Consider the following 19,064-nt stretch of genomic DNA (forward strand, 5'->3'; position numbering starts at 1 on the left):
CGGTGACCATCACCTCGATCCGCCCGCGGTCGCGCTCTGACGCAACCCCGGCCGCACCCGCGGCCGGGGGGAAGTTCTACACGCCGTACTCGTTCTGGTTCTACCTGCCCACCGCGGTGATCTACAGCGTGTTGTTCCTCGTCCCGACCTTCGCCTCCTTCTACTACAGCCTGACCCGGTGGAGCCTGTTCGAGTCGAAATTCATCGGGCTGGACAACTTCGTCCTGTTCTTCCAGGAGCCGGCCTTGGTCAAAGGCTTCACCAACACCTTGATCTTCGCGGTGGTGACGTCCGGGTCCAAGGTGGTGCTCGGCCTGCTGCTCGCCGTCCTGCTTACGTCGCGGATCGTCGGCCGCGGGTATCTTCGCTCGGTCGTCTTCTTCCCGGTGCTGGTCAGCACCATCGGCGTCGGCCTGTTGTTCCAGGTGCTGATGAACCCCGAGCAGGGCCTGATCAACGGCGCCCTCGGCGTGATCGGCATCGACGGACCTGGCTGGCTGACCGACCCGAAGTGGGCGCTGATGTCGATCGCGCTCGTCGATGTGTGGAAGGGCGTCGGGCTGGCGACCCTGATCTACATCGCCGGCATCGTGTCGATCCCGCGGGAGTACATGGAGGCGGCCCGGGTCGATGGGGCCGGGTCGTGGGAGTCGTTCCGGCGGATCGTGCTGCCGCTGTCCCGGCCGGCCACCGTCACCGTCGTCATCTTGTCCCTGATCGGCGGCCTGCGGTCGTTCGAGCTGATCTGGGCGATGACGCGCGGCGGGCCCGGGTTCACCTCGGACGTGATCTCGTCGGTGATCTACAAGCAGTACCAGGCCGGGTTCTACGGCCTGTCGACGGCCGGCAACGTGATCCTGTTCCTGGTGGTCACCGCGATCGTCCTGCCGCTGTCGTGGTTCCTGAACCGGAAGGAGGTGAACCTGTGAGCACCGCCGAACTCGTCAACCACAAACCGGGCCGGAGCTACCTGCTCAGCGCGGTCGCGATCGTGTCCTCGGTCGTGGTCTTCGTCATCCCGTTCGCCTTCATCGTGCTTACCGCGATGAAGGACCGGCAGCAGGCCGCGGACCTCGACTTCACCTGGCCACACCAGTTCCAGTTCGTGCAGAACTTCGTGGAAGTGGTCAAGGCCCGCGACTACATGCTGGTGATCGCCTTCATCAACAGCACGATCCTGACCGTGGCCAGTGTGGCCGGCATGGTGGTTCTGGCGGCGATGGCCGGGTTCGTGCTGCAGCGGCGGAGGAGCAAGTGGAACGGCTTCATCAACTTCCTGGTGCTGTCCGGGCTGATCATCCCGCCGGCCGTCGTACCGACGATCTGGGTACTGCAGAAACTCGGGCTGTTCAAGACCATGCCCGGGCTGATCCTGATCGAGATCGCCTTCGGGTTGTCGTTCTGCATCCTGCTGTTCCGGGCCTTCGTCGCGACCATTCCCCGCGAACTCGACGAGGCCGCGATCATCGACGGCGCCGGGCCGTTGCGGCTGTTCTTCCGGGTCATCTTCCCGCTGCTCAGATCGGTCATCATCACGGTCGTCGTGGTCCAGTCGGTCAACGTGTTCAACGACTTCGTGAACCCGCTGTACTTCCTCCCCGGCGACCAGAACGCGACCGTCCAGCTGACCCTCTACAACTTCTCCGGCCAGTTCAGCACCCAGTACAACCTGCTGTTCATGGACATCCTCCTGATCACCATCCCACCCCTGATCATGTTCCTCTTCTTCAACCGCCAGATCGTCGCCGGCATGACCTCCGGCGCCATCAAGGGCTAGTCCGGTTTGCGCACCAGCAGGTACGCCTGCGGTTGCTTCTCGTTCTCGCGTTGGGCGCTGGTGAGGGTGGCCACCTCGGCGAAGCCGACCTCGGTCAGGAGGCTGTTGATGTCGGCCGGTTGGTAGCGGTAGACATCGAGGGACAGCGGATGACCGTAGGCCTCGTCGAGGTGGTAGGTGCCGGTGCCGACCTTGAAGCCGTGCAGGAGGACGCCGCCCGGCGCCAGCACGCGGAAGATCTCGGCGAACACCTTGGGCAGATCCTCCGGCGGGGTGTGGACCAGCGAGTACCACGCGAGCGCGCCGGCGAGCTGACCGTCGGGCAGATCGAGGTCCAGCAGGCTGCCCGTCTCGAAGCGGAGATCCGGGTACTCCGTCCGCGCGACCTCGAGCATCCCGGGCGACAGGTCGATGCCGAACACGTCCAGCCCGAGGGCGGTCAGGTACTCAGTGACTACGCCGGTACCGCAGCCGAGATCGCCGATCGATCCCTCATGGTCAGGCAGCAACTCGGCGAACAGGTCGAGTGCGGCTGTGTTGAACGGGCTCGCGGTGAGCATTTCGCGGACGATCTTGTGGTAGCTGACGGCAGCGGTGTCGTACGACGCGCGGGTCGTCTCCAGATACGAGGTCATGGTCCGGGACCCTAAACGGCGGCACCGACAAGATCCGTCAGCGCACACTCAGCGCACACTCAGAGCACGGTCGGCAGGCGCTCGGCCAGTAGTTCGTAGTCGCGGAGCGAGTTGTAGGCGTGCGCGGACAACCGGACGAACACCCGCTCGTCGAACCCGGTCAAGGTGATCTCGGCCTTCAGCTCCCGGGACACGCGGACCTTGAACGCCTCCCCCGCATCCGGCGATCGCTCCCCCGTGAACGGCACCTCGACCAACCGCATCGTCGCCGCCGGGTGGGCGACATCCGGCAACTCCGTACCGAGCGCCTTGGCCAGCAATCGGGCGCCCTCGTCGATCAGGGCCGACAGCTGCGGCCGGCGTACGGGCCAGTCCAACTCGGCCAGCACCTTCAGCGACTCGGGGGCCGCCATCCACGGCGTGTAGTCGTAGGTGCCCTGCATGTCGAACCGCTCGGGCAGCCGTTCGTCGTACTCGGACCAGGACACGATCAGGGGGAGCGTCCCGGATCGCCACTTGTCCGCAACCACCAGTCCGGCGGTCGGGCGCAGGGAGGACGGCCACTTGTGGAAGTTCCCGGTCCAGAAGTCGGCCCCGTCGGCGGCCGGCTCGTCGATCAGGCCGGGCGCGTGCGCACCGTCGACGATCACCGGGATCCCGTCGCACGCCTCGACCAGGCGCCGGATCGGGAACACCATCGCGGTCGCCGAACTGATCTGGTCCACGATCAACGCGGCCGTCCGCTCGTCCAGCTCGGCCTTGATCAGGGCGACCACGGTGTCGTCGTCGGCTTCCAGCGGTACGTCGACCACGACCACGTCGGCCTGGTTGGCCCGGGCGAACCGCTCAGCGGCGTACCGGACGGCACCGTACGTGTGGTTGGTCAGGACGATCCGGCTGCCCGCGGGGATCTGGATCGTGGCCAAGGCGACCGTGACGCCGGCACTCGCGTTCGGGATCAGGGCGAAGCCGGACGGGTCGGTGTGGAGGTAGTCGGCGAGCTCGCGACGGCTTGCGGCCAGCCGGTCCGCGACCGACCGGAACCACAGCATCGGGTTCGCCTCGGTCTCCGCCCGCAGCAGGGCCTGGAGCTCCTGTGTCCGGCGGGGCACCGCGCCGTACGAGCCGTGGTTGAGGTGCAGGACAGTGGGGTCGAGGGACCACAGGTCCGGGCGGGGGCTGAGTTCCGTCACCCGGCAAACGGTACATACTTCCGGTTGTGTATCCCTACCTCGACCACGGGGGGCCGATCGCCATGGCCCATCGCGGTGGCGCGTTGCACCCGGACAACATCGGCTACGAGAACTCGCTGCGGGCGTTCCGGCACGCGGTCGGGCTGGGCTATCGGTACCTCGAGACGGACCTGCACGCCACCAGCGACGGGATGGTCGTTGCCTTCCACGACAAGCGGCTCGACCGGGTCACCGACCGGACCGGCGTGATCGCGGAGCTGCCCTGGTCGGAGGTGAAGCAGGCGCGGATCAACGGGAAGGAGCCGATCCCGCTGCTCACCGAGGTGCTCGAGGAGCTCCCCGAGACCCGGCTCAACCTGGACATCAAGGCAGACAACGGCGTCGGCCCCGCGGTCGAGGTGATCCGGAAGACGAACGCGATCGACCGGGTGTGCGTCTCCTCGTTCTCCCAGCGCCGGGTCCAGGGGGTACGCCGCGCCCTCGGCGACCGCTTGGCGACCGGATTCGGGGATCGTGAGGTCGCGCTGCTCCGGTTCACGCCGTTCCGGGTCAACACGTCCGGCGCATGCCTCCAGATCCCCGAGTCGTTCGGCAGCCTCAAGGTGCTCACCTCCGGCCTGCTCCGCCGAGCCCATGCCCTCGGCAAACAGGTCCACGTCTGGACCGTCGACGACCCCGCGATCATGCACCGCCTCCTCGACGCCGGAGTGGACGGCCTGATCACCGACCGCACCGACCTCCTCAAACAAGTCCTCGTCGACCGCGGCCAGTGGGTCTGACTATTTGGCCCGAAGTGTTATCTCAGGTGACACGTTCTGGTTCTGTGAGCTGAGAGACTTCGGCGCATGGGATTGCTTTCTGCGCCGGCGGCGGTGGACAAGCGGGAGTACTGGGGCTTCAGCCTGTACGACTGGGCCAACTCGGGCTACGTGACCGTTGTCGGCACCGTGCTGTTCGCGCCGTACCTGACCTCGGTCGCCGAACAGGCGGCCTGCGGCCGGGTCGGAACGACGGAAGACCCGTGCCATACCAACCTCCAGATCCTCGGCCTCGGCGTCTCCCCCGGATCGCTCGCCTTCTACGTCGTCACTGTGGCGACCCTGTTCTCCGCGCTGTTCCTGCCCGTGGTCGGTGCGATCGCCGACCGGCTGACCCGCAAGAAGTTGCTGATGTGCGGCTTCGCCTGGACGGGTGCGCTGGCGGCGAGCTGCATGGTGTTCGTGGCGGACGGACGCTGGGCCCTCGGCGCGCTGCTGCTGTTCATCGGCAACCTCTGCCTCGGCTCGTCGCTCGTGGTCTACGACTCGATCCTGATCGACATCACCCCACCAGACGACCGCGACGACGTCTCCTCTCGCGCCTGGGCGTTCGGGTACCTCGGCGGCTTCATCCTGCTCACCCTCAACCTCGCCGTCGTCACCGCGCACGACGCCCTCGGGTTGAGTCAGAGCACCGCGGTCCGGCTCAGCCTGCTCAGCGCGGGACTCTGGTGGGGCGCCTTCAGCTTCATCCCGTTCGTGAAGCTGCGGAACCGGCCGCCCGTCGCCGTCGTACCGGTGCGCAGCGGCAACCTGGTCCGGCAGAGCTTCGGCCAGTTGGCCGCGACGATCAAGCACATGCGGACGTACCCGGTGACGCTGCTGTTCCTGGTCGCCTACCTCTTCTACAACGACGGGATCCAGACGGTCATCTCGGTCTCCTCGACGTACGGCGAGAAGCAGCTCGGGTTCGAGACGCAGGTGCTGATCGCGACCATCCTGCTGGTCCAGTTCGTCGCCTTCTTCGGCGCGCTCGGATTCGGCCGGTTCGCCCGGCGGTACGGCTCGCAGCGCACGATCATGGGCGGGCTGGTGATCTGGATGGTGATCGTGATCTGTGGGTTCCTGCTGCCGGAGCGGCAGATCGTGCCGTTCCTGGCGATGGGCGCGGCGATCGGCGTCGTACTCGGCGGGACCCAGGCGCTGTCCCGCTCCGCGTTCAGCCAGCTGATCCCGAAGGGCCGCGAGGCGGAGTACTTCAGCCTCTACCAGGCCGGCGAACGCGGTACGTCGTGGCTCGGCACCCTCGTCTTCGGCCTCGTCCACCAGATCACCGGCTCCTACCGCCCCGCCATCGTCGCACTCGGCCTCTTCTTCGTCATCGGCCTCGTCCTCCTCAGCCGAGTAGACATGCGCCGAGGAATCGAGGAAGCCGGCAACACCCAACCCACCCTCGTATGACCCCCCTCCCCTCGCCGCCGGCAGGTTTCCTGCCCCGCACTCCCCACGAGCCGACTCCCCCACGACCAGCCACCGCGACCTTGAGCACCCACTGCGCATCTCCACGGCCAAACCACGACTAGCCGGTGCCCAAAGCCGCCAGCCCCGCCAACCATCCCCCGGCCTTGAGCACCCACCAGGCACCTGCGGCGTCTGAACTCGACTGGCGGGTGCTCAAGGTCGCGGTTTGAACGGCGGGACGGCGTCCGGGAACGACTGGCGGGTGCTCAAGGTGGGCGGTTTGAACGGCGGGACGGGGTCAGGGGTTGGCACGAGCGGGTTGTTGGGAAGGGGGTAGGCAGGCCTCTCGGAGGTGGTCGAGTACGGCGGCCGCGTGGGCGGGGGCGGACTGGTTGCCGTCTCGGTGGCGTACTGCGATCGAGCCGTCCGATGCCTCCCGGGCTCCGATGATCAACTGGTACGGCGCGAGCCGGTTCTCCCGGATCCGGGCGCCCAGGCTGCCCTCGTCGGCATGCGCGACCTCGACCCGCAGGCCGCGATCGACCCCCCGCCGGGCCACCTCCGCGGCGTACTTCTCCTCGTCGCCGGAGATCGGCAGCACGACCAGCTGGACCGGTGCGAGCCAGGCCGGGAACGCGCCGCCGTGCACCTCGATCAGCTGGGCGACGGCGCGTTCGATGCTGCCGACGATCGCCCGGTGCACCATCACCGGCCGATGCTTGTTGCCGTCGGCACCGACGTACTCGAGCCCGAACCGCTCCGGCTGGTGGAAGTCGACCTGGACGGTGGACAGACTGAACTCCCGGCCGGCCGCATCAGCCAGCTGAAGGTCGATCTTCGGACCGTAGAAGGCCGCCTCGCCGGGACCGTCCTCGTAGTCCAGACCCGCGTTCTCGAGCACCTCGCGCAACAGCTCCGCGGCCCGTGCCCAGCTCGCGGCGTCCCCGACATACTTGCTGCTCGGATCGCCGATCTTCGCATCCTCGTCCGGGAGCGCGAGGACGTACCGCGCGACGGCGATCCCCATATCGCGGTAGGCCCGGTTGATCAGGTCCAAGGCGCCGGCTGCCTCCGAGGCGACCTGGTCGAGGCTGCAGAAGATGTGCGCGTCGTTCAGCTGCATCGCGCGCACCCGCACCAGCCCGCCGATGACACCGGACAACTCCGCGCGGTACTGCCCGCCGAGTTCGGAGATCCGCAGCGGCAGCTCGCGGTAGCTGTGGGCACGGGATCGGTAGATCAGCGCATGATGCGGACACAGACTCGGCCGGAGCACGAGTTCCTCCCCGCCTACCTCCATCGGTGGGTACATGTCCTCGCTGTACTTCGACCAGTGGCCGGAGATCTCGTACAGCTCACGCTTACCGAGCACCGGCGAGTAGACACGCTGGTACCCGGCTCTTCGTTCGACCTCGGCGACGTAACTCTCCAAGGCCTCCCGGATCGCGGCACCGGCCGGCAGCCAGTACGGCAGTCCGGCGCCGATCAACGGGTCGGAATCGAACAGACCGAGTTCACGGCCAAGCTTGCGATGGTCGTACATGGTTTCCTCGCTCTTCGAGAAGGGGCGAGTGGCCACGGCATGCAAAAGCCCCGGGGCACTCGCCCCGGGGCTTTCGGAAGACTGCGTGAGTCAGCGCGCCGGGACGTACTCCGGCGTCGTCGTCACAATCGCGCGCTGCTTCACGTCAACCAAGCTAGCAGATCAGAGGAACCTGGACAGGAACGCCCGGGTCCGCTCGTGCTGCGGATCGTCGATGACCTGCTCGGGCCGGCCCTGTTCCACCACCTGACCGGCGTCCATGAACACCACCCGATCGGCCGCCTCCCGGGCGAAGCTGATCTCATGCGTGACCACCACCATCGTCAGTCCCGCGGTCGCCAGATCGCGCATCGTCACCAGCACTTCGCCGACCAGTTCCGGGTCGAGCGCCGACGTCGGCTCGTCGAACAGCATCAGCTTCGGCTGCATCGCCAGCGCCCGCGCTATCGCCACCCGCTGCTGTTGCCCGCCGGAAAGTTGCCGCGGGTATGCCTTCTCCCGCCCGGCCAGTCCGACCTGGGCCAGCAACGCGACGGCCCGGTCCACCGCCTCAGCACGCCGCTCCCCCTTCACCCCGACCGGCGCCTCGATGACGTTCTCCAGCGCGGTCATGTGCGGGAACAGGTTGAACTGCTGGAAGACCATGCCGATGTCGCGCCGCCGCCGGGCGAGCTCGTTCGGCGGTAGCTCGTGCAGCCGGCCGTTCCGTACGTCGTACCCGACATCCCGGCCGTCGACCGTGATCCGGCCGGCGTCGAGCGACTCGAGCAGATTGACGCACCGCAGGAAGGTCGACTTACCCGACCCGGACGGCCCCAGTACGACGACCGTCTCGCCCGGCTCGACGTCCAGGTCGATCCCGGCCAGTACCTCGGTGTGCCCGAAGCTCTTCCGGACTCCACGCGCCTGCAGTACCGCAGTACTCATGATTGGCTCCTCGGGCGAATCCGCAGGTAGTCCCAGAAACTGGCCGTCTGGTGCCTGGCACCCCGGTTGTAGTGCCGCTCGATGAAGGACTGCGCGACGTACAACACGGACGTGACAGCCAGGTACCACAGGCAGACCACGATCAGCAGCGGGATCGTCTCGAACGTCCGGTTGTAGATCGCCTGCGCGGTGTAGAGCAGATCGGACAACGCGATCACGCTAACCAGTGCGGTGGCCTTCACCATGCTGATCACCTGGTTGCCGGTCGGCGGCACGATGAACCGCATCGCCTGCGGCAGGATGATCCGCTTCATGATCCGGCCGTTCGTCATGCCGAGCGCTTGGCCGGCCTCGCGCTGCCCTGGATCCACCGAGAGCAGGCCGCCGCGGACGATCTCAGCCATGTACGCGCCCTCGTTCAGGCCGAGGCCGAGGATCGCCGCGAGCAACGGCGTGATCAGTGTGTTCGTGTCGAAGCTGGCGAAGTCCGGGCCGAACGGGATCCCGATCGTCAACTGTGGCAGCAGTGCCGACAGGTTGTAGAAGAAGATCAGCTGGACCAGCGTCGGCGTACCACGGAAGAACCAGATGTAGACCCCGGCCGCACTGCGCAGCAGCGGGTTGGCCGAGATCCGGCAGACCGCCAGCAGTACGCCGAGCACGATGCCGATCACCATCGCGACCACGGTCAGCATCAACGTGACGCCGAGACCTCGGATGACCGACTCGGCCCGCAGCCAGCTCGCGACCACAGACCAGCCGAAGTTCTCGTTGGTGATCAGCATCTGCACCAGTTGCGCCGCCAGCACCAGGACGACGAACGCCGACAGCCAGCGCCACGGGTGCTTGCGCCGGGACGCGTCCCGGACGTCCAGGTCCGGGCCGGCCGAGGTGGGTAGGTCGGACACCCGGACTTCTCCCAAGGCTGCCATGATCAGCTCTTCCCGAGGTTGATACCGGGTTTGTCCAGCTTGTTCTTGTCCAGGCCCCACTTGGTCATGATCGCGTCATAGGTGCCGTCGGCATGCAGTTTCTCCAGCGAGGCCAGGATGACCTCGGCCAGCGGCGACCCGACCGGTACGAGCGCTCCCTGGAACAGGTCCTCGAACCCGTTGCCCTTGCCGACCCCGGCCAGTTCCAGCTTGCCGCCGGACTGGGCGACGAAGTAGGTCAGCGGTGCCTGCGAGGAGAAGAAGGCGTCCGCACGATCCGACTGAACGGCCAGGATGGACGACGGCTGGTCCTTGTACGACTGCACCACGACGGCCAGCTGGCCGGATCCGGTGCACTTGGTGGACTGGGCCTTGATCACCCGCTCCGCCGACCCGGCTGCCTGTACTGCGATCCGTTTGCCACAGGCGGTCTCGAGACCGTCGATCCCCTTCGGGTTGCCCTTCTGTACGGCGAAGACGACGTACTCCTGGACGTAGTCGATGAAGGTGGCCTGCTTCTGCCGTTCGGGGAAGTCGCCGGTCGGGCCCATGTCCAGGTCGTAGCGGCCGGCCTGCATCCCGGACAGCACACTGGCCAGCCCGTCGACTGTGGTGTGCTCGATCCGGATGCCGAGCAGCTGGCCGACCGCCTGGGACAGTTCGGCCGTGGCGCCCTCGACCTCGGCGCCCTTGGCGGTGCCGACGATGACGTAGGGCGGGAACGATCCGTTGTTGACGGCAACGATCTTGCCGGCGGTCCGGATCTTCTCCGGCAGTTTGGCCCGCAGCTCCTGGTCGACCTGCTGCTGCGGGATCGCGGCGCCGGGCTTGGCGTTGGCGCTGGTATCGGTCTCGACCGGGTCGGCGGTGCAGGCGGTCAGCACCAGGGTGCCGGCGGCCAGCAGGGCCAGCGCGGACTTGCGATGAGCAGACACGTCCGCTCCTTTCAGGGGGTTCGTACGGCTTCGAGGGGACGTGGGGACGGATCGACGGTGAAGCGCCGATTCCGCAGTACGGGCAGGCGGTCGCGGGCGTCCGACAGTCGCTGCTTGGAGAGCACGGCGGTGATGGTGGCCGGCTCCTCGGCGGCCTGGGCGATCGTGACACCGAGCGGATCGACGATCAGGCTCTGGCCGATGTTGCGTTGTCCGCACTCGCCGCTGGCGACGACGTACACGGTGTTGTCCAGTGCGCGAGCGGTGACGGAGGTCCGCCAATGGTGTTCCTTGAGCGGTCCCTTCACCCAGGCGGCAGGCAGGACGAGTACGTCGGCGCCGGCGAGCGTGAGCAGTCGGGCCAGCTCCGGGAATCGCACGTCGTAACAGGTCATCAGGCCGACCTTGAATCCGTTGACGTCGATCAGTTCGGGAACCACCTCGGCCGGTGTCACGTTGTCGGACTCCAGTTGACTGAACGCGTCGTACAGGTGCAGCTTCCGGTAGAGCCCGGTGATCTCGCCGTCCCGCAGTACGACGAGGGTGTTGTACGGCTTCTCGTACTGCGAGATCTCATGGATGCCGACCACGACCGTCACGTCGAGGCCGTCGGTGGCCGCGCGCAGACCGGTCACGAACGGACCGCTGAGCGGCTGCGCGTGGTCGCGGATGCGCTCGCGCTCCTCGATGAAGCGGGCCAGCACCCCCTCGGGCAGGACGAGGAGATCGATGCCGTCGGCATCAGCCTGCTTGATCAAGGCCTCGGCGGTGGCCAGGTTCTCCTGCCAGTCGACACTGGCGACGAACTGGGCGGCCGCTGTCTTCAGGACGGCCTGCGTGTTCATGCGGTCTTCTCCAGGGGATCGATGGAATACGGGAACAGGTCGCCGGCCGGGACCGGCGCGGTGAGCAACTCCTGGGCGACGAGTTGTTCCTGGAAGGCGGCGACCATCCGCCGGTCCGCGGACACGCCGTACGGCATCCAGTCCGGCCCGAAAACGCGGGCCGTGACCGCAACTTCCTCGTTGTGCCAGGGCGTGACGTCCATCAGCTTGTTCCGGCGAAGGTAACTCAGCTGTTTGGCGGACTCGAACAGATCGACCAACTGCTGAGCAAGCTCCGGACGGTCTGCGAGTACTTCGGAACGCAGGGCGAGCAAGTGGATGCCGGGAATGAAGCCGAGCCGCGCGTAGTACTCCTGCTCTGCCCGTCGGGTGTCACGGAAGAGCGTGCGCAGGCCCGAGTCCTGCGCATGGAAGCCCGTGGGCATGAACGGTGTCATGACCGCGTCCAGCTCACCGGCCAGCAGGAGATCCGTCAGCGGAGCATCGTCGGGCGTGTGCCGGACGTTGTCGCCGACGGTGACTCCGCCGATCCGGTCCACGACCGGGTGCGCCGCGGTGAGCGGACCGACCTGCCAGTCCGCGTCGTGGATGCCGACACCGGCATCGAGCAGGATCGCGCGGGTCCACGTGTTGCCGCTGTCCGGCCAGCCGGTCAGGCCGATCCGGGCGCCCTTGAGATCCGCCGCGTCCTCGGCCGCCGAGTCCTGGCGGACGATGATGCAGCGATGCCGGAATCCGCGCATCAGGAAGACCGGCAACGCCACGACGCGGTCGTCGCCGGCCGCCCGGGCCCGGACATACCGGCTGAACGACGTCTCACCGCCGTCGTAGCCGGGGCTGGTCCAGAGATCGGGCGTGCTCTCGAGCCGGGTCAGGGTGAGACCCGGGCTGGGGACGTCGCCGAGGGCGATGGGGACGACGTGGTCCCACTGGCGAACGCCGAGCTTCAACGTCACGTGGCTGCTTCCTCCGCTACCGAAATGTCTCTGCGGGGTGGTGGCCGCGACGACGATGTCGCGGGCCGATTGCGCGGTAGCCTATGTACAGCCCTAGGGGTCGAACAATGAGTTCAAATGTTACTGATCAAAAAGTGAGGGAGTCGCTGGTGGCCGAGGACGTTCCGCCGCAGGACGGTCCGACCGTCTCGTCGGCGTGGCTGGCCGAGCAGATCGACGAAGCCAGCGCGGCCGGGATCGCCGCCTCGATCGCCCGGCTCGTCCGGCATGGCGACCTGGCTCCGCAGACGCGGTTGCCGACCGTTCGAGCGCTGGCGCCCCGGCTCGATGTCAGCCCTGCCACGGTGTCCGCGGCCTGGATGACCTTGCGGAAACAGCGGGTCCTGGCCGGTGGTGGCCGGCAGGGCACCTGGGTGCTCGGCGGCCTCGCGGTTCCCCGGCCGGCGCGGTACGAGAACGTCTCCCGGCTCTGGCCGAACCAGACGCTCAACCTGACCCGGGCGGTGCCCGATCCGCTGTTGATGCCGGACCTGTCGACTGCCTTCCAGCACGCGCTCCGCGATCCGTCGGTGCATTCGTACGAGGTCGTGTCGATCAGCGACCCGCTGCGCGCGGCCGCCGAGGAAAGCTGGCCGTTCCCCGCCGAGCACTGGATGTGCGTGAGCGGTGGGTACGAAGGCCTGCTGCTGCTCCTGCGCACCACGGTCGTCCCCGGCGAGTACGTCGCCATCGAGGAGCCGGCCACGCCCCGGCTGCTCGACATCCTCGACAACGTCGGAGCCCGCGCGATCCCGGTGGCGACGGATCAGGACGGGCCGGTGCCGGCGTCGTTGCGGGAGGCGCTGCGGAGCGATCCCGTTGCCTTCGTCTACGAGCCTCGGAGCAGTTCGCGTCTCGGCGCCTCGGTGACACCCGAGCGCCGGGACGAACTGGTGTCGTTGCTCGCCGGCACGGACACGTTGGTGATCGAGGACGACGGCCTCGGCGAGCTGAGCGCCTTCCCGTACTACGGGGTGGCGGCGGCGCTGCCCGAGCGGAGCGTCCTGGTCCGCAGTTACTCGAAGTCCCACTCCCCCGATCTACGGCTCGGCATCATGGCCGGCGCCGCGGAACCGATCGAACGCGTCAGGGTCTATCGGCAGTTCGGTTCGGGCTGGACGAGCCGGTTCCTGCAGAACGCGCTGGCCTGGTTGCTGATGGACGAGGACACCAAGGTCGCGGTCGACCGGGCACGGACGGCGTACCAGGAACGGCGGGAACAGTTGATCGGGTTGTTGAAGGTCCAGGGGGTCGAGTCCGATGGGGTGGACGGGCTGGCGGTCTGGGTTCCGGTGCTGAGCGAGCACGAGGCACTGCTGGTGCTGGCCTCGCATGGGATCGCGGTCGCCGGCGCAGGCGCGAGCTGGACCAGGCCAGGACCGCCCGCGATCCGGGTCGCGATCGGCCTGGAGATTCCCGAACCGGAGCGAGTCGCGGCCGCGATCGCCCTCGCCGTCCAGGCCCGCTAGCCGGCGGATTGTTGCCCTAGGCGTCGTTCTCGTCTTCGTCCAGGTCCAGGCCGATTGGGCGGATCAGGCCTTCTTGGGCGACGGAGGCGATCAGGCGGCCGTCTTCGGTGAAGAGGCGGCCGGTGGCGAAGCCGCGAGCGCCGGAGGCCGACGGCGACGCTTGGTCGTAGAGCAGCCACTCGTCGGCGCGGAACGGGCGGTGGAACCAGAGGGCGTGGTCGAGAGAGGCCGGCTGGATCCGCCGATCGCCGATGATCAGGCCATGTGGCAACAAGCTTGCCCCGAGCAACGTCAGGTCGCTGGCGTAGGCGAGAACGCAGGCGTGTAAGGACGGTTCGTCGGAAAGCTTGCCGGCGGCCCGGATCCAGAACTGCCGGCCAGTCACGCCGGCCAGCCGGACGTCTAGCGCGGCCCACTCGCGGTTCCAGTCGTCGGCCTTGCGGCTCGAGGCGGCTTCCAGCACCGAGGCGAGCGTCGGCGCCTCCTCCGGCGGGACCAGGTCATCCGGCGTCGGGTCCTGATGGTCCAGGCCGGGCTCGGGTCGCTGGAACGACGCGGACATGTAGAAGATCGGCTGGCCGTGCTGGGACGCGACGACGCGCCGGCTGCTGAACGTCTTGCCGTCCCTGGTCGGTTCCGGCCGGTAGACGATCGGTACGCCGGTGTCGCCGGGACGCAGGAAGTAGCCATGCAGCGAGTGCACGATCCGCTCCGGCTCGACGGTCCGGGCGGCCGCGGCCAGCGCCTGGCCGAGCACCTGTCCCCCGAACACCCGTTGAAGGGCGGTCTCCGGCTGCCGGCCACGGAACAGGTCGACGTCGATCATCTCCAGGTCGAGCAGGTCGACCAGATCCTCCAGGGATTCGGGCATGCCCCATCCTGACAGGTCGCGCCCCGCCATCCGCGCTGCGCAGTACCGGCTGTGGCTTCTCTCACTCCGGGGTTTTCGGTGAGCTTTCGGTTGCCGCCGGTAGCCTATAATTGAACGCTCAACCATCAACTAGCCGAGGAGTTCGCCTGTGAGTCCCGTATCGCCGATCCGCCCCGTCCACGCCGCCCGCGACCTGGTCCTGCTGCTCGCCAGGGTCGGTCTGGGCATCGTGTTCATCGCGCACGGGTGGCAGAAGTTCAGCACCAACGGCCTGGACAAGACCGCGGCCGCATTCGACCAGATGGGCGTGCCGGCCCCGACGCTGTCCGCGTACTACGCGGCCGCGGTCGAGCTCGTCGGCGGCGCCGCGCTGATCCTGGGCGCCCTGACCACCGTGGCCGGCGTGCTGCTGGCCCTCGACATGGCCGGCGCGTTCCTCTTCGTCCATGTGTCGAACGGCGTGTTCGTCGCGGAAGGCGGCTGGGAGCTCGTCGTCATCCTCGGCCTGCTCTCGCTCACCCTCGCCGTCACCGGGCCCGGCAAGATCGCCGTCGACCGCTTCCTGACCCGCTCCTCCTCGGGCTCACGCTCAGCAGTCCACGCCTGAACGTGCTGAAGGGGCCCCGCGCACGGGGCCCCTTCAGCACGCAAGTCTCAGTTGTCGTCGTCGCGGTTCAGCTCGGCGAGGAACTGTTCGACCTCGGCGCCCAGCTCCTCGGCCGACGGCGTAGAGCCGGCCAGCAGGCTGCCACGGCTGACCGAGCCCGCGGCGGCGTCGTACTGCGTTTCCAGCGCGCTCACCACAGCGGCCGCGTCCTCTGACTGCTCGACCTGCTCGTCGACCATCCGGCCGGTGACCGCGGCCTCGTCGAGCAGCGCCTTGCTAGGGAGCAGCAGGCCGGTCGCCGCGGAGATCGCGTGCACGAGCGCCAGCGCGGCACCCGGGAACCGGTTCTCGGCCAGGTAGTGCGGCACGTGCACGGCGAAGCCCATCGCGTCCTTGCCCGCCTCACCGAGACGGACCTGCAGCATCGTCCCGGCGCTCGCGGGCAGCCGCATCTCGCCGTCCCAGATGTTCGAGCGGGTGACCAGCTCCGGCCGGGTCGCGTGCGCGGTCATGCCGAGCGGGCGGGTGTGCGGCACCCCCATCGGGATGCCGTGGACGCCGATCGTGAGCGTCACGTTGTACAGCTCGATCAGCTGGCGGACGGCCCCGGCGAACCGGTTCCAGTGGTTGTCCGGCTCGGCGCCTTCGAGCAGCAGGAACTCGACGCCCGCGTCGTCCGTCAGCAGGTGCAGATTCAGCTGCGGCGGCGTGTAGTCGATGAACCGGTCCTCGGCGAACGTCACCTCGGGCCGACGGGCCCGGTAGTCGTGCAGAAGATCGACGTCGAAGCGGGCCAGCAGCTTGTGGTCCAGCACCTCGAGCAGGTGGTCGGCGGTCACCCGGCCGGCCTGGCCGGCGTCCATGAACCCGTCGAGCGAATGCACCAGCACCTTCGGCGCGGCCGCCGGTCCGGTCGCCACCGACTCGTCGACGATCTCGTAGAGGTCGTCCGGTCGCAGCATCGTCGTTCTCCTTCACAGTGGCCAACAGGGCGGGGTAGGCACCTCTATCCTGCCTTCTCCTCAGTCAACGCCCTCGCTCCGGGCAGGAATTCCGGCTGCCCGGATCTTTCTTCCGGCTGTCCGGTTCCTGACACGGCGCCAGGCAGGGGAAGCGGTTTTGGAAAGCGCTTGCTAGGTTGCTGTTGTGCGCATTGACCCTGTCTCCGCCCCCGATCGGCTCACCGTGCTGCTGGCGATGAAGGAGCCCGGCCGGTCCCGCGTGCTGATCCCGCCGGTCCGCGACCGTCTCGAAAAGGTCGCTCAGGTACTGCGGGTGCAGGCCGACCGCACCTTCCTCGACGACCCCGCGATCCGGGCCGCCTTGGCCGACGTCGAGGTGCTACTCACGGGTTGGGGCTGCCCGCAGATCACGCCGGAAGTGCTCGACGCGGCCCCGAAACTGCGAGCGATCGTGCACGCGGCCGGCTCGGTGAAGGGCTTCGTCTCACCGGTCGCGTTCGAACGCGGCATCCAGGTGTCGTCGGCGGTCGTGGCGAACGCGTTGCCGGTGGCCGAGTTCACCGTCGCGGCGATCGTGATGAGCGGAAAACGGGCCTTCCGCCTCAACGCGGAGTACAAGGCGACCAGGCGGCGGCCGGATCCGACCAGCGCGCCGGGGAACTACCGCACGACCGTCGGGCTGCTCGGCGCCTCGCGGATCGGCCGGATGGTCGCCGAACGACTGCGCGGCTTCGACCTCGAAGTACTGATCAGTGATCCGTATCTGTCCGCCACTGACGCCGCCGCGCTCGGCGCCGACCTGGTCGGGCTCGACGACCTGTTCAGCCGCAGCGACGTCCTGAGCGTGCACGCGCCGCTGCTGCCCGAGACCGTCGGGCTCGTGGACGGGCGGCTGCTCGGTCTGCTCCGCGACGGGTCGGTGCTGATCAACACCGCTCGCGGCAAGATCATCGACGCCGACGCGCTCGAGCGCGAGTGCGTCGCCGGCCGGATCGACGCCGTCCTCGACGTGACCGACCCCGAACCACTGCCGCCGGACTCGAAGCTCTTCGACCTGCCCAACGTCTTCATCACCCCGCATTCGGCCGGTGCGGTCGGCAACGAGGTCGCCCGCCTCGGCGAGCTCGCGGTCGGCGAGATCGAACGCCTCGCCACCGGCCAACCCCTCCAACACGCCATCAGCCCGGAAGACCTAGGAAGGATCGCTTGATGAGCCGCCTCGTCCTGCCTGATACCGATCGTGTGTTGTCCCGCCAGACCGGCTGGGTCCGGGCCCACTGGGAGGCCCTCGCCGACCATTTGCTCGACTCGCTGGTGCCGTACTTCTCCCCCGGCGCCGCTCGCGTCGTCCTGCCCGGCCGGCTGAGCCGCTCGGGTGCGGCGTCGGACGAGCTCGAGGGGTTCGCTCGGTCATTCATGCTGGCCGCGTTCCGGATCGGCGGGGTCCAGGGCCAGGGTTGCGAGAAGCTGATCGAGCGGTACGCCCGTGGTGTCGCCAACGGCGCGAACCCGGACCACCCGGAGGCCTGGCTGCGGCTCACCCCGCGGTCGCAGCAGATGGTCGAGGCCGCGGCGATCGCGGTCGCTTTGCACGAGACCCGCGAGTGGATCTGGGAACGGCTCGACACCCGCGCCCAGGAACACGTCGCGGAATGGCTCGGCGGGTTCATCGGATCGACCACGCACGACAACAACTGGCGGTTGTTCCAGGTCGTCAGCGAGCAGTTCCTCGCGTCCGTCGGCGCGCCGTACTCGAGGGAGGACATCGAGGGCGGCCTCGACCGGATCGAGGACTGGTACGTCGGCGACGGCTGGTACTCCGACGGAGACGGGCAGGCCTTCGACAACTACATCGGCTGGGCCATGCACCTGTACCCCGGTCTCTGGACCCGGATGGCGGCGGCCACCCCGGGAACGGAGTACGAGGACCGGCTGAAGGTCTACCGGGAGCGGATCGTGCTGTTCCTGGAGGACGCGGTCCACCTGGTCGGGAACGACGGTGCGCCGGTGTACCAGGGGCGTTCGCTGACATATCGGATGGCGGCGGCCACGCCGTACTGGATGGGGGCGCTGCTCGACGCCTCGCCGTTGTCGCCGGGGCAGACGCGTCGGCTCTGCTCGGGGATCGCGCGTCACTTCGTGCAGCACGGCGTACCGGATGAGCGCGGACTGCTCACTCTCGGTTGGTACGACACGTTCCTGCCGACCACCCAGTCGTACTCCGGCCCCGGCTCGCCGTACTGGGCCAGCAAGGGGTTCATCGGACTGCTGCTGCCGCCGTCGCACCCGGTGTGGACGGATCCGGAAGGGACCGTGCCGCTCGACGATGCGGACCAGGTCCGTGCGATGCCGGCGCCTGGGTGGATCGTGCACGCGAGCCGGCACGACCAGGTGGTGCGACTGATCAACCACGGCTCCGACAAGGCACCCCTTGCCGAGCCGGACGGCGTGGAGCCGGCTGTCGACTCGCACTACGACCGGTTGGCGTACGCGAGCCACGCGGGACCGGATCTCGCCGACAACGCCCCGCGGATCGACAACCTGATCTCGCTCGTCGACGCGCAGGGCCGGTCCAGCACGCGCGGGCGGATCCGTCGGCTTGGGATCGGGTCGCGGACGGCCGGGTCCTGGCACAAGGCGTGGCTGGGCGCCGACGGTCCGTGGCCGATCGAGACCGTCTCGGTCGTGCACGGCGGTTGGGAGATCAGGTGCGCCCTGGTGGACGGACCGGCCGGTGCGCTGGTGCGCAGTGGTGGGTACGCCGTCGCGGGCGAGTCCTTGCCTGAAGCAACCGCTGGATCGGGGTGGGCGAGCGCGCGGAACGACGACGGGTTGATGTCCGCAGTCGTCGGCCTGCACGGGTACGCCGAAGCGGGTGTGCACCGGGGATTCGGGGTGAACGCGTTCGGCCCGCACTCGGCCACGCCGTACCTGACCGCCGGGCACGACGGTGAGCCGAAAGTCCTTGTGCACGCTGTGTTGCTGACCCGTGACGCGATCCCACCGGAGGGTCTCGCGGACGCGATCCAGGTCACCGTCGAGGGTCGCGAGATCACCATCACACTTCCCGGTGGCGATGCTGAGATCGTCCGCCTGGGGAGCCGCTGACCGGGGTGGTGGGGCGGGGAAGGAATCGAAAACTGTCGTACGGTCT

General features: G+C 68.2%; 18 protein-coding genes. 8 read left to right on the forward strand and 10 right to left on the reverse strand.

Annotation, left to right across the window (positions count from 1 at the left end):
- Positions 1–2 precede the first annotated feature (2 nt).
- Both EV643_RS17575 and EV643_RS17580 read left to right on the forward strand, forming a co-directional pair.
- Positions 3–929, forward strand: a complete 927-nt coding sequence (locus EV643_RS17575) for a carbohydrate ABC transporter permease (RefSeq protein ID WP_238165645.1) — start codon at positions 3–5, stop codon at positions 927–929.
- Positions 926–1,777 carry a carbohydrate ABC transporter permease gene (locus tag EV643_RS17580; RefSeq protein WP_133801176.1) on the forward strand — a complete coding sequence of 284 codons (852 nt, stop codon included), beginning with the start codon at positions 926–928 and terminating at the stop codon, positions 1,775–1,777. The genes EV643_RS17575 and EV643_RS17580 overlap by 4 nt, the downstream gene beginning before the upstream one ends.
- Here EV643_RS17580 and EV643_RS17585 read toward each other — a convergent pair.
- Both EV643_RS17585 and EV643_RS17590 read right to left on the reverse strand, forming a co-directional pair.
- Positions 1,774–2,412 carry a class I SAM-dependent DNA methyltransferase gene (locus EV643_RS17585; protein WP_133801177.1) on the reverse strand — a complete coding sequence of 213 codons (639 nt, stop codon included), beginning with the start codon at positions 2,410–2,412 and terminating at the stop codon, positions 1,774–1,776. The two genes, EV643_RS17580 and EV643_RS17585, sit on opposite strands and share 4 nt — an antisense overlap.
- A 59-nt stretch (positions 2,413–2,471) precedes the next feature.
- Entirely contained in the window at positions 2,472–3,605 is a 1,134-nt protein-coding gene (locus EV643_RS17590; RefSeq protein ID WP_133801178.1) for an aminotransferase class I/II-fold pyridoxal phosphate-dependent enzyme, read from the reverse strand.
- A 26-nt stretch (positions 3,606–3,631) separates the two neighbouring features.
- On the opposite strand from EV643_RS17590, the gene EV643_RS17595 reads away from it, so the two are divergent.
- A complete protein-coding gene (locus EV643_RS17595; RefSeq protein ID WP_202869598.1) occupies positions 3,632–4,384 on the forward strand; it encodes a glycerophosphodiester phosphodiesterase family protein in 753 nt (250 codons plus the stop codon).
- 66 nt (positions 4,385–4,450) lie between these two features.
- A complete protein-coding gene (locus EV643_RS17600) occupies positions 4,451–5,824 on the forward strand; it encodes an MFS transporter (protein ID WP_133801179.1) in 1,374 nt (457 codons plus the stop codon).
- A 298-nt stretch (positions 5,825–6,122) separates the two neighbouring features.
- On the opposite strand, the gene thrS is transcribed toward EV643_RS17600, so the two are convergent.
- The 6 genes from thrS to EV643_RS17630 all read right to left on the reverse strand — a co-directional run bounded on the left by thrS (position 6,123) and on the right by EV643_RS17630 (position 11,962).
- The gene (gene thrS / locus EV643_RS17605) at positions 6,123–7,412 is read right to left on the reverse strand and encodes a threonine--tRNA ligase (RefSeq protein WP_370452298.1); all 1,290 of its coding nucleotides are present in this window, start codon (positions 7,410–7,412) and stop codon (positions 6,123–6,125) included.
- 117 nt (positions 7,413–7,529) lie between these two features.
- A complete protein-coding gene (locus EV643_RS17610; protein ID WP_133801181.1) occupies positions 7,530–8,294 on the reverse strand; it encodes an amino acid ABC transporter ATP-binding protein in 765 nt (254 codons plus the stop codon).
- Entirely contained in the window at positions 8,291–9,226 is a 936-nt protein-coding gene (locus tag EV643_RS17615) for an amino acid ABC transporter permease (protein ID WP_133801182.1), read from the reverse strand. Before EV643_RS17615 ends, EV643_RS17610 begins: the two co-directional genes overlap by 4 nt.
- 2 nt (positions 9,227–9,228) lie before the next feature.
- Entirely contained in the window at positions 9,229–10,161 is a 933-nt protein-coding gene (locus EV643_RS17620) for an ABC transporter substrate-binding protein (protein ID WP_202869599.1), read from the reverse strand.
- 11 nt (positions 10,162–10,172) lie between these two features.
- Positions 10,173–11,006 carry a deaminated glutathione amidase gene (locus tag EV643_RS17625; RefSeq protein ID WP_202869600.1) on the reverse strand — a complete coding sequence of 278 codons (834 nt, stop codon included), beginning with the start codon at positions 11,004–11,006 and terminating at the stop codon, positions 10,173–10,175.
- The gene (locus EV643_RS17630; protein ID WP_133801183.1) at positions 11,003–11,962 is read right to left on the reverse strand and encodes a substrate-binding domain-containing protein; all 960 of its coding nucleotides are present in this window, start codon (positions 11,960–11,962) and stop codon (positions 11,003–11,005) included. The genes EV643_RS17625 and EV643_RS17630 overlap by 4 nt, the downstream gene beginning before the upstream one ends.
- Positions 11,963–12,111: 149 nt before the next feature.
- Between EV643_RS17630 and EV643_RS17635 the strand changes: the two genes are divergently transcribed.
- Positions 12,112–13,470, forward strand: a complete 1,359-nt coding sequence (locus EV643_RS17635; RefSeq protein WP_166665475.1) for an aminotransferase class I/II-fold pyridoxal phosphate-dependent enzyme — start codon at positions 12,112–12,114, stop codon at positions 13,468–13,470.
- A 16-nt stretch (positions 13,471–13,486) separates the two neighbouring features.
- Here the strand turns inward: EV643_RS17635 and EV643_RS17640 are convergent, their stop codons facing one another.
- Positions 13,487–14,341, reverse strand: coding sequence for an acyl-CoA thioesterase (locus EV643_RS17640; protein ID WP_133801185.1), 855 nt, complete (start codon positions 14,339–14,341; stop codon positions 13,487–13,489).
- Between the two features lie 148 nt (positions 14,342–14,489).
- Between EV643_RS17640 and EV643_RS17645 the strand changes: the two genes are divergently transcribed.
- Positions 14,490–14,948, forward strand: a complete 459-nt coding sequence (locus EV643_RS17645) for a DoxX family protein (RefSeq protein ID WP_133801186.1) — start codon at positions 14,490–14,492, stop codon at positions 14,946–14,948.
- 47 nt (positions 14,949–14,995) lie between these two features.
- Here EV643_RS17645 and EV643_RS17650 read toward each other — a convergent pair whose 3' ends face one another.
- Positions 14,996–15,910: a proteasome assembly chaperone family protein gene (locus tag EV643_RS17650; protein ID WP_133801187.1), complete on the reverse strand. Its 915-nt coding sequence runs from the start codon at positions 15,908–15,910 to the stop codon at positions 14,996–14,998.
- Positions 15,911–16,094: 184 nt separating this feature from the next.
- Here EV643_RS17650 and EV643_RS17655 point away from each other — a divergent pair, with 184 nt between their 5' ends.
- Positions 16,095–17,120, forward strand: coding sequence for a hydroxyacid dehydrogenase (locus EV643_RS17655; protein ID WP_238165646.1), 1,026 nt, complete (start codon positions 16,095–16,097; stop codon positions 17,118–17,120).
- Positions 17,120–19,018, forward strand: coding sequence for a DUF2264 domain-containing protein (locus tag EV643_RS17660; protein WP_133801188.1), 1,899 nt, complete (start codon positions 17,120–17,122; stop codon positions 19,016–19,018). Before EV643_RS17655 ends, EV643_RS17660 begins: the two co-directional genes overlap by 1 nt.
- The last annotated feature ends 46 nt before the right edge of the window (positions 19,019–19,064 follow it).

The organism is Kribbella caucasensis (assembly GCF_004361855.1).
Taxonomy (GTDB): domain Bacteria; phylum Actinomycetota; class Actinomycetes; order Propionibacteriales; family Kribbellaceae; genus Kribbella; species Kribbella caucasensis.